Origin of the sequence: Flavobacterium sp. CHNK8 (genome assembly GCF_019774515.1) — a bacterium.
GTDB lineage: Bacteria > Bacteroidota > Bacteroidia > Flavobacteriales > Flavobacteriaceae > Flavobacterium > Flavobacterium tiangeerense.
The window spans coordinates 919495-931936 of record NZ_CP081492.1; the positions used below are offsets into that span (position 1 = coordinate 919495).

Here is a 12442-nt window from a genome sequence, read left to right on the forward strand (position 1 = left end):
AAGTTTAAAATTCAACAATTTGACGGTTTGACTTCTTAGTTCTACTTGTTGCTTTGCCAATGCCTCTGACTTCGCATCGCAAGGTATATCATATAGCTGAAGAGATTCATACAGCAGCGCTTTATTGATATAGTTTTGGTGCTGTCATTCCTTGTTTTAAATAATAATCTTTATTCATTTCAAAGTGACTTGTCGTCATTTCATTATAATATTCTTTAAATGAAGATAAATTATATTTTAATCTCAGATTATCAATATTTAATGAATCAAGTAATCCGTTTTTTGGAATAGCTTGTCCTACTTTATTGTATGTAACTTGCGAACCAAATCTCTGCTTTTGGTTTAGGTTAATTCCAATTCTGTCCTCAAGCATTGCGTAATTAGATTTTTCGGCATTATTTTTCTCAATTTCTTTTGCTAATGCTTTAAGCATTTTCTGCTGGAACTTAATATCATTGTCTGCGTGTTGGATAGTAATCCAGAATTTTTTCGAGTATTCTTGACCAATCTTATCATATCCTAAATAACCATATTCTGAATATATTTTTTTAATTTTTTTTTGATTATCAATACCAACACTATCACTTTTCATCTCAAAAATTTTCCACGCTTCATTTTTTCCAAATTTTTTAAGGAGTTCTTCAGAAGGAGTTGCAAAACTATATTTTTGGTCAATAGTAAATATGTAATCTAGTTCAGCAGTTATTTTTTCTTTATCAGAATTCGACATTTCTTTAGTTGATTTACAACTAATTATAACTAAAATTAAAAATAATAATGATTTTTTCATCTAATTCGATTTTTTTGGGCAACATGGTCTATAAATTGTATATAATTAAAAAAACTTCCCAAAAACTAAACAGTCTAGGCAGAGACATTCGAACAGCATCCTCGAGTTTTAAGAATGTTTTTTAGAACACTTCAAGCAGCTGGATTTAAGAGTTAGTATTAGGGAGGATTTGATCATCTAAATAAATTTTAAAGTTAAGCTGTATCAATTTACGAGCCTCAGTTACAGTTTTTCCAGACGAAGGTTCGTACGATTTTATTATCTGTTCTAATTGGTTAATTATATCAAAAACAGGTTTATCGATAACTGTGCTCATGTAAATTACATAAAATACTTTTTGTTCACTAGCAGTTATACTTCCTTTTAATTTTTCATATTCTTTTTTTACAAGGAAATACTTGATTATCATATCTGGACAAGATTCCAAATTAAAAGTATCACTGAGGAATAATTCATCATAATATTTCTCAAAAATGAATTTTTTCTGATTGGTTGCTCTTTCTGGCATTCCTTGAAAAGACATTAAGATTTGTCCAAACCTTTCCATACTAATTTTATGTAAATATTTCTTAGTAATATCTAAACCTGTATCCCCAGTTTTTCTTGAATATATAATATTATGCTCGTCAAGGAATTGTTCTATTTGCAGTTGTTCGCTTCGTAAAGACTTCAAATCTACATTGGAAATAGAATTTTGACTATTTGTGTATTCAGCGATTTTATTGTTCAAATCAGAGTCTTTTGAAGTTTTAAAAATTCTTACTAACACTTCACCTTTTGAAAGATAATCTTCTAAATGTTTAGGGTCTTCACTGTTAAATTGATGCATTGTTCTAAGAGATTGACCACCATTTAATACTTGGAGCGAATCTATTGATAAACGTATTTTCTTATTAGCATTAACTGGTTCCGCTTTAATGTCATTTGCGGTTAGTGTTAAACCATTGTTGTACATGAAAAATTTAGTAGGATCATTTTTTAAACTAAATGATATATTCTTATTGTATTTGGATTTCACTACTAGACCACGGACATTATCAAATAGCACAGAATAGTCTATATTTACCTTTGTTAAAGGTTCGAGAACTTCAATCCCATAATTTTTTCTTAAATCACTATCAGCACATGTTATTCTAATTATTTCTGACAATGGCAATCTAATAATATAGGATTTTGATGACGAAATCGAACTTTCAGAAAACGACATTATTGCATCATTATCAACAATTAATTCTGCATTTACTGGGTTTGGCCTTAATGAAACAAATTGGCTAATTTGTTCTAATCCAACTAGTATTACCTCTAAACCGTAAACTTTCTCCATTTGTTCAAGATGATGATCTTTTGAAGTAAGCTCAATATCTTCATTACTTACTACAAATAATGAGATTTTCCATTCCTCATTACTGTTCAATTTATCAACGATCTCTTTTGCACCTTTTTTGGTCTTACCTTCTAATTGTGATAAATCTTCATTAATAATGGCATTAATAAATTTACTTGATAAAATAGTTTCATTAAGGCTTTGTTTACCAATATTAAATTTAGTTCTATACTTAAAATTATACAATTGAATATGATGCTCTTCTTCATCCAAAATAATTGCATCTATACCGCAATCATCGAATCTCTCCTTATACAGTAAAGAATTGAATTCTGTATCTGTCACTAAATCAGATATATCTAGAATATCAGAGTGATTTGACAAATGCTCGATTATGAACAAATAAAATCCAAGTCTTTCAATTTGTTTTTCATCCAAAGAAGAATAATTAAAGTCTAACTCAGTCGCTAACAACTCAAAGTACTTTTTACTTTTCTTGCCAATTATTTTGTAATCATTTAATCCAGCCATTTTTTTGTTTATTTCGACAAATATTGTTGTCAATTACTGTTTGTTGTTTTGTGAATTATCAATTCTTAACAAAACTACCCCGACACCACCCAATCTAGTAGGATAATAGAAGTTTCATTTGAATTTATTCATCCCTCAAATATATTAAAATAATCTTACAAATTGTGTTTTAAAAAAACGACTTTGTAAAAATTATCCGTCTCAAATAGCCCCGATAGCAGCGAAAATCCTTTGCGATGGCGATAGCCAAAAGCAAAGATTACAGCGTATAGCGGGAGTACACACCTGCTGAAAACGGCTGATCTGCTCCAAAAAAAACCTGCAAGTCCCGATACTTCGGTGTCGCTTGCAGGTTTACTCTAAAAATCTAACGATCTAAAAATATAATATTTACTTAATCAGCTCGAAACTTCTTTTTACAAATGCGGTTAAGGCTTCGCCTTTTAGCAAGTTTTGAGATAGTTTAGCTAAGTCTAGCGCTTGTTTTACCAGGCTTTCTTGAGCGTCTTTGTCTTTGTTGTTTAGGATGCTGCTGGCCAATTCAGAGTTGGTGTTTACTACTAAATTGTACATTTCTGGCATGTTACCCATCCCGAACATTCCGCCACCACCGCTTTGGCTCATTTCTTTCATACGGCGCATGAATTCTGGCTGTGTGATGATAAATGGTGCCGAGTTGCTGTCTAGCGCTTCTAGTTGTACGCTGTACGTTTGTTTTGGCACGATGGTTTCTAGAACGGTTTTTAGGCTTGTTTGTTCTTCATCTGAAAGTTTAGAAATGGTAGTTTCGTCTTTCTTGATTAAGTTGTCAATATGATCCGAGTCTACACGTACAAAAGTCAGGTTGCTGTTGTCGCCTTCAATTTTCTGGATTAAGTGCGAGATAATTGGAGAGTCTAGCAACAATACTTCGTATCCTTTGTCTTTGGCTGTAGCAATGTATGAGTGCTGCGCATCCTTGTTTCCTGCGTACAAGATTACTAGTTTACCATCTTTATCGGTTTGTGTGGCAGCTAGTTTTTCTTTTAATTCTTCGAGCGTGTGGAATTTGCCATCTACGGTTGGGTAAAGTACAAAGGCACCTGCTTTTTCGTAAAACTTGTCTTCGGATAACATTCCGTATTCCAAGACAATTTTAATGTCGTTCCATTTTTGTTCAAAATCTTCACGGTTTTCTGTGAACAATGATTTTAATTTATCGGCAACTTTACGCGTGATGTAATTAGAGATTTTTTTAACGGCAGCGTCAGCTTGCAATCCTGAACGAGACACGTTCAACGGAATGTCTGGCGAGTCTACCACACCTTTTAACATCATTAAAAATTCAGGTACAATTCCCTCTACGTTATCGGTAACATACACTTGGTTTTGGTACAACTGAATTTTGTCTTTCTGAATTTGCAAATCAGATCCTAGTTTTGGGAAATACAAAATACCAGTTAAGTTGAACGGATAATCTACATTTAAATGAATGTGGAATAACGGTTCGTCAAACTGCATTGGATACAACTCATGGTAGAAGGTTTTGTAATCCTCAGCAGCCAATTCTGTTGGTTGCTTGGTCCAAGCTGGATTTGGGTTGTTGATGATGTTGTCTACGGTAATGGTTTCGGCAACGGCATCTTCTGGAGCATCTTCTTGCTTAGGAAGTGTTTGTGTTTTAGTTCCAAATTTAATTGGAATAGGCATGAATTTGTTGTACTTGTTCAACAATTCTTTGATTTTGGCGTCTTCTAAAAATTCTAAAGAATCTTCAGCAACGTGCAAAATAATTTCAGTACCACGTGTAGTTTTATCCGCTGGTTCCAAAGTGAATTCTGGGCTACCATCACAAGTCCAGTGCGCAGCAGGCTCGTCTTTGAATGATTTAGTGATGATTTCTACTTTCTCGGCTACCATGAAAGCAGAGTAAAAACCAAGACCAAAATGTCCGATAATTCCAGAATCTTTAGCGGAGTCTTTGTACTTGTCCAAGAACTCTTCGGCTCCTGAAAAAGCTACTTGATTGATGTATTTTTCAACCTCATCAGCAGTCATACCTAAACCTTGATCGATGATGTGGATTTTCTTTCCTTCTTTGTCAATTTTTACCTCGATCATTGGGTTGCCGTATTCTACTTTGGCTTCGCCAATACTGATCAGATGCTTTAATTTTAAGGTGGCATCGGTACCGTTCGAAATTAATTCTCTCAAGAAAATTTCGTGGTCGCTGTATAAAAATTTCTTGATTAAGGGAAAGATGTTTTCTACTGAAACATTAATTTTACCTGTTGTCATATTTTTTAAATTTTAAAATTAAATTGGTTACCAATCAAGCTTTCAAATAGAATACCAATTGTACAAGAGGTGACAAAATGGCGTAAGCGTTAATTATGATACAAAATGTTAAAATTGTGAAACATAATTTCAAAAATGCATAGTATCTTTGTGTAAGTATTAATTCATTAAATGTATCAAAATGAAAAAAATTATTTTAGTGTGCGCTATAGCCGTTTTGATGTTTGCTTGCAAGTCAACATCAGCTACGAGTACCAAAACAGATAGAAAATCGCAAGTTGCCATCAAAGGAGACTGGGTTATTAGCTCAGTAACATATCCAGGATCTCAATATGTAAAAGTAAATAGCTTTCAGTTGGCTGACTCGGAATGTTTTGTAGGTAGTACCTGGAAATTTGTATCGAACAATAACAAAGGAACTATGGCTTTGACCAAAGCAAATTGTGTTGCCTTTAGTTCTCCAATTACTTGGTTTGTAAACAATGAAGGTCAGTTTGTTTTAAAAGTTTTAGACGCTGGCGAAAAAGCAAGAAAAGTGAGAGATGGTTATATTTTAGGTCTTGCTAATCAAACGGAAACTTCGTTTCAACTAGTAGATAAAATAGATGTAGCAGGAAAAATGACTGATGTAATATATCAGTTTCAAAAAACTAACTAAAAAATAAGATAACATGAAAAAGATTTCAGTAGTTGCTATAGCAACAATAATGGTTATAGGTTCAATTTTTACAAGCTGTGAGGCTGTGAAAAACACAAACAAAACTCAAAGAGGAGCAGGAATAGGTGCTGTTGCAGGTGCTGTTCTAGGTGGAGTTCTAGGTAACAATTTAGGAAAAGGTGGTAATGGTGCTATGGGTGCTGTATTAGGAGGAGTTATTGGTGGTGTTGCAGGTGGCGCTATTGGTAATAAAATGGACAAGCAAGCACGAGAAATTGATGCTGTTCTTCCAGGTGCTGAGGTAGTACGTGTAGGAGAAGGAATTAAATTGGTTTTGAATGAAAATGCAGTGCGTTTTGATACGAACAAATCTACTTTGACTGCTGCTGCAAAAACTAATCTAGATAAATTAGTTCCTGTTTTTGGAGAATATCCAGATACTAACATTACTATCTACGGATACACAGATAGTACAGGTCCAGCAGATTATAACTTGAAACTTTCAGGGGATAGAGCTGCGGCGGTACGTAATTACTTGTCAAGCAAAGGGGTTTCTTCTGCTAGATTTAAAGTAACAGGAATGGGTATTGCTGATCCTATAGCTTCTAATGAAACTAATGAAGGTAGAAGCCAAAACCGTCGTGTAGAGTTTGCTATTACGGCTAACGAAAAAATGATCAAAGATGCTGAAGCTGAAGTGAAAAAATAAGCTTAAAGTACTTTAAAAACAAGAGCTGTTTCTTTTTAGAAGCAGCTTTTTTTGTGCTTAAAATTGATTTAAAGATTGTAAATTTGCACTTTAATTTTTGATGATGCTAGAAATAAAAAATATACACTTTTCTTATAGTGATAAGCCTGTAATAACAGATATTAATTTTACTATTGAGAAAGGGCAAAACATTGCTATTATTGGGGAAAGCGGTTGCGGAAAAAGTACCCTGCTCAAACTTATTTATGGTTTATTAGATCTCAATAGTGGATCAATTAGTTACAACGAAAAACCTATTTTAGGTCCAAAATACAACTTGATTCCGGGCGTTGATTATATTAAATACTTGGCTCAAGATTTTGATTTAATGCCGTACACTACTGTAGAGGAAAATGTGGGTAAGTTTTTGTCGAGCGCTTTTTTACCTCTAAAAAAACTCCGAATTCAAGAGCTACTCGAAATGGTAGAGATGACGGATTTTGCCAAAGTAAAAGCTAAAGATTTAAGTGGTGGGCAACAACAACGGGTAGCCTTGGCCAAAGCTTTGGCCCTCGAGCCAGAAATTTTATTGCTAGACGAGCCCTTCAGTCATATTGATAATTTCAGAAAGAATGCTTTAAGACGCAACTTGTTTGCCTATTTAAAGAAAAAAGGAATTACTTGTATCATAGCCACACATGATAGTGTGGATTCCTTGTCATTTGCAGATGAAACTATTGTGTTGCAGCAAGGACAAGTAGTGATCAAAGGTGCTTCAAGAGCTTTGTATGAACTTCCAGCCAATAAATATGTAGCGTCTCTTTTTGGTGAAGTCAATGAGTTTATGCTGTCACAAATTATAGACATTGATCCCGCTGATGATGAATATTTGCTTTTGTATCCACATCAATTAAAAGTAGTAGACAATGCAAAAATGACAGCGGTTGTCAAGCAATGCTATTTTAGAGGCGGTCATTTTTTAGTTAAAGCTGCTTTTGATAGAAGAGCCATTTTCTTTGAGCATGACACGGAGTTAGACTTTAATCAAGAAGTCAATTTGATGTTAGCGTAAAGCTAAATTTTTTTCCTTTTGATATAAAAAAACAATCCCCGAAACCAGATTTGATTTCGGGGATTTTTGTGTTTAAAAACTGGGCTTGATCAAGCTGCGTTTAGTTTTTCAAATGTTTTTCTAAAAACTGATCTTGTTCCCACAATAGGTGTAGGATGTTTTCTTTAGCTACATATCCGTGCGCTTCTTTTGGTAAAATCACCATTCGTGCTGGAGCTCCAAGTCCTTTCAGAGCTTGAAAGTAGCGTTCGGTTTGCAAGGTGAAAGTTCCAGGATTGTTATCCGCTTCACCGTGTACAAGCAACATTGGTGTTTTCATTTTTCCAGCATTCATAAAAGGAGACATCGCAGTGTACACTTCTGGACTTTCCCAGTAATTGCGTTGCTCACTCTGAAAACCAAAAGGAGTTAATGTTCTATTATAAGCACCACTACGTGCAATTCCACACGCAAAAAGATTAGAATGTGTTAGTAAATTAGCTGTCATAAAGGCACCGTATGAATGTCCGCCTACAGCTACTTTTTTACGGTTAATGTATCCTAAAGCATCAACTGCATTAATAGCAGCCTCTGCATTATCAACAAGTTGTGTAATAAAATTGTCATTTGGTTCTGTAGTTCCTTCACCAATGATTGGGAAAGCAGCATCATCCAGCACCACATAACCTTTGGTTACCCAGTACACAAACGAACCGTAATTAGGAAATGTGAATTCATTTGGGTTTTGCGTGCTTTGACCTGCTGAATTTTTGTCCTTGTATTCTGCTGGGTAAGCCCAAATCAACAAGGGCATTTTTTCTTTTTTAACCTTGTCATATCCTACAGGTAAATATAAGGTTCCAGATAATTGAACACCATCTTTACGAGTGTATTTGATAACTTCTTTACTTACGTTTTTAATACTTTCAAAAGGATTTTGAAAAGTGGTGATAGGTGTTAGTTTATTTTTTTGCTTGATGTTTCTCAAGTAATAGTTTGGATATTCGTTTTTAGACTGAATTTGGACCAAAACTGTACCTTCTTTTAAGTTTTCAATTTCAAGAATATCTTCTTTTTTGTCCGTGTACGATGAGGTGTATAGCCTCTTAGTTTGCAATGTTTTTAAATCCATTTCACTAATAAAAGGGAATTGTCCATTTTTTGTAAAACCAGCACCTATTAAAAAAGTTTTGTTGTTTTCTATAGCTAGTACATACCTGTTGAATTCGTTTTTGCGAGTTTCAAAATTTCCAGGATCTGCATAGACATCTTGAGAATTTCGGTCAAAAATAACTTTTGGCGATTGTTCAGGAGCTGCAGGATTGATGAGGTATGTTTTTGTATTTCTGGTATCATACCATTCATCCATAAGTACCGCTACATTTTCAGTACCCCACATGATGCCACTAAAACGTTGTGGTGTTTTTACAAGCGTTGTTGCAGGAGTGGTAAAAGGTGCGTTCCACAGCAGGACTTCATCTCTAAAATCAACTTTATTCGCTGGGTCACCACCATCAAGAGCTTCTACATAAACTAGTGTAGCTGGTTTATCTGCTCTCCAGCTCATGTTGCGTTTTCCTTTTCTCACAGCCATAAAACCTTTCGGGATAATTTCGGTCAAGGGTACTTCATTAACTGTTTTAACTTCATTTCCGTCTTTGTCAAACACCACTGATTTTGATGGGAAACGGCTCAACGGAACTATATAAGAAAACGGTTTTTGAATGGTTGTTAACATTAAGTAATTCCCATCAGGCGAGAAACTTTCACCCGCGTACATGGCTGCTTTTTTAAATAGAGTAGCTGTACCATCAAGATTTATTTTGTATAATTCTGATGTCATAATGTTCTCAAAATTGATCTCATCATTCATGTTTTTTAACATATCAGGATAGGTTCTGTTTTGAGATTTAGATCCATCAGCGTTAGAAATAATTGGTCCGGTAGGTAAATCTTTTTTAGAATCTAGCAAGGCTGCTCTGTTTTTAGGGAGCATTTTTACAAGAAGCGTATTGTTATCTTTCATCCATACAAACGGACTTCCAATATTGGCGTTTAAGGTAGCCTCAGTTACTTTTTTGGCTGTAGCCAATGCCACATCGATAGTCCATAACTCAACACCAGTTGCGGCAGTATTCGTAAATGCAATTTTTGAATCATTAGGTGACCAAGAAATATTACTGATACGAGGGTTTTGAGGAAGACCAGCAACTTGCACTTCATTTTGATCCTTTACTTTTCTAATTTTTAAGTTGTTCACATAGGTAACCGTACTTGAAATGTTTGTAGTAGGATTGATGCGCAAACCTCCTAGTCTAAGTTCGTCTTGATTTAAATCATCAAGGGACTTATAGGTATTGCGATAAGATAATAAAAGGTATTCTTTTTTAGTATCCATTGATACAGATGGAGCTCTTTCATAATCAGCAAGAGTCAAGATAGAAGAAGATGGTTTTTGGTAGGTTACGTTTTCCTGTGCAAAAGTCTGTAAACTCATGCCAAGGAAAAGGAGTAAGGACATTTTTAATTTCATAATTTTAATGATTTTAAATTAGCTTGAATAGTATCTATTTTTAGTCTGCTTAACTGTTTTGTTGTTACATTTGTTGTGTTAAACTTTATAAAAAACTTCTTTTTTTTCATAGCTACTGTCATTTTTTATTTCATTTATGACAATTGAGTTATCGGTTTACAAGGCCTCAAAATCCTTAAAACTTGTAATTTGCTAAAAAAGTGGTATTTTAGCACCCTGAATTTTAGAGTTAGTTCTAAATTTGCAATCTGATTTTAATAAAACAACAATAATATGTATCATTCAAAAATAGCAGGATTGGGTTATTATGTACCTGAAAACGTGGTTACAAATGACGATTTATCCAAAATCATGGATACCAACGATGAATGGATTCAAGAGCGTACCGGTATTGAGGAGAGACGCCACATTATAAAAGGTGAGGACACAACCACATCAATGGGGGTTAAAGCAGCTGAAATAGCAATTGAACGTGCTGGTGTTGCTAAGGAAGATATTGACTTTGTAGTTTTTGCAACATTAAGTCCTGATTATTATTTTCCTGGTCCAGGTGTTCTTGTACAGCGTGATTTAGGATTAAAAACAGTTGGTGCTCTTGATGTTCGTAATCAATGTTCGGGGTTTATATATGCTTTATCTGTTGCAGATCAATATATTAAAACAGGAATGTATAAAAACATTTTGGTAATTGGTTCTGAAGTACATTCTACTGGATTAGACATGACTACGCGTGGTCGTGGCGTTTCGGTAATTTTTGGAGACGGAGCTGGTGCCGCTGTATTAAGTAGAGAAGAGGATGAAACCAAAGGTATTTTGTCTACACACTTACATTCTGAAGGACAACATGCTGAAGAATTAGTCGTAAAAGCTCCAGGAATGGGTGGCCGCTGGGTAACTGATATTTTGGCAGATAATGATCCAGACGACGAAAGTTATTTCCCTTACATGAACGGACAATTTGTATTTAAAAATGCTGTAGTTCGTTTTAGCGAAGTGATTAATGAAGGATTGCAAGCGAATAACTTGCAAGTTTCTGATATTGATATGCTGATTCCTCATCAAGCAAATTTGAGAATCTCTCAATTCATTCAAAAGAAATTTGACCTGTCTGATGACCAAGTTTACAACAACATTCAAAAATACGGAAATACAACTGCAGCTTCTATTCCAATTGCTTTAACTGAAGCTTGGGAAAAAGGTAAAATAAAATCAGGAGATACCGTTGTTTTAGCGGCTTTTGGTAGTGGTTTTACGTGGGCTAGTGCAATTATCAAATGGTAAACGAAACCCAAGATTAATGTGGGTAATCAAAAATAAGATAAAGAAGTCTGTGCAATTTGTACAGACTTTTTTTTTGGAAAATAAAAGCTATTTTTATACACCAGTTATGTCAACTACTAAACCTATTTAATTATGGCAAACCGCAGAAATTTTTTAAAAACAACAGCTCTTGCCTCAGCAGCTTTTGCGTTGCAAGCCTTCAAAGGTAAAACGGAAACAGAAAATACAACAGAACCCAAGAAAATCAACAAACCAATTGTGCTTTCAACTTGGAATTTCGGTATGCAAGCGAATGTGGCTGCTTGGGAGGTTTTAAAAAATAATGGGAAAGCGCTGGATGCTGTTGAGGCTGGCGTGAAAATTCCCGAAGCTGATCCAAAAGAGCGAAGCGTAGGTTATGGCGGTAGACCAGATCGCGATGGCCGAGTTACTCTTGATGCTTGTATCATGGATGAAAATGCTAATATTGGATCTGTGGCGTGTTTAGAGTTTATAAAGCATCCCATTTCTGTGGCACGAGCAGTAATGGAAAAAACGCCTCACGTAATGCTCGTTGGAGATGGCGCGCTTCAATTTGCTGTTTCGCAAGGGTTTGTTAAGGAAAATTTACTAGTTGAAGACTCAGAACGGGAGTGGAAAGAATGGCTTAAAACCAGTGATTACAAACCTATTGCTAATATTGAAAATCATGATACTATAGGAATGATTGCGCTTGACGCAAATGGAGATTTATCTGGAGCTTGCACTACAAGTGGCATGGCGTTTAAAATGCATGGTCGTTTAGGAGATTCGCCCATCATAGGCGCAGGTCTCTACGTAGATAACGAAATTGGCGCTGCCACTGCTACAGGTCATGGGGAAGAAGTAATACGTATTACAGGTTGTCACTTGGTGGTAGAACTCATGAGACAAGGGAAGTCTCCACAAAAAGCATGTGAAGAGGCAGTCATGCGCATTGTAAATTTAACCCAAAAAAGAAATAAAAATCTAAAATATATTCAAGTTGGTTTTATAGCCTTGAACAAAAAAGGGGAGTACGGATCGTATTGTATTCAAGGTGGTTTTAACTATGCGGTACATGATGCAACAGGAAATCGCTTAATTGATGCTTCTTATTTTTTGCAATAATAAAACTTGCTGAAAATAAAAAATTCGGAGTGGCATACTCCGAATTTTTTGGGGAACAAACTATTAAAACTAACTTTTTAGTATTGGGAAAGCATTTTTGAATTCAAAAAAAAATTAGACAATTGAGTTGATAAAATAGGCAACTGACTCATCATGTTTTTTATATGCTATCAAAATTTAA

The 12442-nt window shown here is 34.8% G+C and carries 9 protein-coding genes; 5 read left to right on the forward strand and 4 right to left on the reverse strand.

Annotated elements, in window-relative coordinates; genetic code table 11:
• Window positions 1-121: 121 nt before the first annotated feature.
• From K5V07_RS04015 to htpG, 3 genes are all read right to left on the reverse strand, one after another.
• Window positions 122-790 carry a DUF6624 domain-containing protein gene (locus K5V07_RS04015; RefSeq protein ID WP_221916483.1) on the reverse strand — a complete coding sequence of 223 codons (669 nt, stop codon included), beginning with the start codon at window positions 788-790 and terminating at the stop codon, window positions 122-124.
• A 145-nt stretch (window positions 791-935) separates the two neighbouring features.
• Window positions 936-2645: an AIPR family protein gene (locus K5V07_RS04020; protein ID WP_221916484.1), complete on the reverse strand. Its 1710-nt coding sequence runs from the start codon at window positions 2643-2645 to the stop codon at window positions 936-938.
• A 390-nt stretch (window positions 2646-3035) separates the two neighbouring features.
• On the reverse strand, window positions 3036-4922 hold the full coding sequence (htpG, locus tag K5V07_RS04025) for a molecular chaperone HtpG (protein ID WP_221916485.1): 1887 nt from the start codon (window positions 4920-4922) through the stop codon (window positions 3036-3038).
• Window positions 4923-5103: 181 nt separating this feature from the next.
• On the opposite strand from htpG, the gene K5V07_RS04030 reads away from it, so the two are divergent.
• The 3 genes from K5V07_RS04030 to K5V07_RS04040 all read left to right on the forward strand — a co-directional run bounded on the left by K5V07_RS04030 (window position 5104) and on the right by K5V07_RS04040 (window position 7340).
• Window positions 5104-5580 carry a lipocalin family protein gene (locus K5V07_RS04030; protein WP_182650279.1) on the forward strand — a complete coding sequence of 159 codons (477 nt, stop codon included), beginning with the start codon at window positions 5104-5106 and terminating at the stop codon, window positions 5578-5580.
• Between the two features lie 13 nt (window positions 5581-5593).
• Entirely contained in the window at window positions 5594-6289 is a 696-nt protein-coding gene (locus tag K5V07_RS04035; protein WP_144893164.1) for an OmpA family protein, read from the forward strand.
• 103 nt (window positions 6290-6392) lie between these two features.
• Window positions 6393-7340 carry an ABC transporter ATP-binding protein gene (locus tag K5V07_RS04040; protein WP_221916486.1) on the forward strand — a complete coding sequence of 316 codons (948 nt, stop codon included), beginning with the start codon at window positions 6393-6395 and terminating at the stop codon, window positions 7338-7340.
• Between the two features lie 100 nt (window positions 7341-7440).
• Here K5V07_RS04040 and K5V07_RS04045 read toward each other — a convergent pair whose 3' ends face one another.
• Window positions 7441-9852 (reverse strand): prolyl oligopeptidase family serine peptidase, encoded by a 2412-nt coding sequence (locus tag K5V07_RS04045; RefSeq protein WP_221916487.1) that lies wholly within the window; start codon window positions 9850-9852, stop codon window positions 7441-7443.
• Window positions 9853-10125: 273 nt separating this feature from the next.
• Here K5V07_RS04045 and K5V07_RS04050 point away from each other — a divergent pair, with 273 nt between their 5' ends.
• Together K5V07_RS04050 and K5V07_RS04055 are read left to right on the forward strand one after the other, a co-directional pair.
• Complete coding sequence (locus tag K5V07_RS04050; RefSeq protein ID WP_086454068.1) at window positions 10126-11133, forward strand: 3-oxoacyl-ACP synthase III family protein; 1008 nt, start codon at window positions 10126-10128, stop codon at window positions 11131-11133.
• Between the two features lie 132 nt (window positions 11134-11265).
• Window positions 11266-12261: an isoaspartyl peptidase/L-asparaginase family protein gene (locus K5V07_RS04055; RefSeq protein ID WP_221916488.1), complete on the forward strand. Its 996-nt coding sequence runs from the start codon at window positions 11266-11268 to the stop codon at window positions 12259-12261.
• Window positions 12262-12442: the final 181 nt, after the last annotated feature.

What these genes read in the sequence shown, in the direction of transcription:
- K5V07_RS04050 (WP_086454068.1), top strand. Translation starts at nt 10,126, where the DNA reads ATGTATCATTCAAAAATAGCAGGATTGGGTTATTATGTACCTGAAAAC.
- K5V07_RS04035 (WP_144893164.1), top strand. Translation starts at nt 5,594, where the DNA reads ATGAAAAAGATTTCAGTAGTTGCTATAGCAACAATAATGGTTATAGGT.
- K5V07_RS04020 (WP_221916484.1), bottom strand. Translation starts at nt 2,645, where the DNA reads ATGGCTGGATTAAATGATTACAAAATAATTGGCAAGAAAAGTAAAAAG.
- K5V07_RS04030 (WP_182650279.1), top strand. Translation starts at nt 5,104, where the DNA reads ATGAAAAAAATTATTTTAGTGTGCGCTATAGCCGTTTTGATGTTTGCT.
- K5V07_RS04055 (WP_221916488.1), top strand. Translation starts at nt 11,266, where the DNA reads ATGGCAAACCGCAGAAATTTTTTAAAAACAACAGCTCTTGCCTCAGCA.
- K5V07_RS04040 (WP_221916486.1), top strand. Translation starts at nt 6,393, where the DNA reads ATGCTAGAAATAAAAAATATACACTTTTCTTATAGTGATAAGCCTGTA.
- K5V07_RS04045 (WP_221916487.1), bottom strand. Translation starts at nt 9,852, where the DNA reads ATGAAATTAAAAATGTCCTTACTCCTTTTCCTTGGCATGAGTTTACAG.
- htpG (WP_221916485.1), bottom strand. Translation starts at nt 4,922, where the DNA reads ATGACAACAGGTAAAATTAATGTTTCAGTAGAAAACATCTTTCCCTTA.
- K5V07_RS04015 (WP_221916483.1), bottom strand. Translation starts at nt 790, where the DNA reads ATGAAAAAATCATTATTATTTTTAATTTTAGTTATAATTAGTTGTAAA.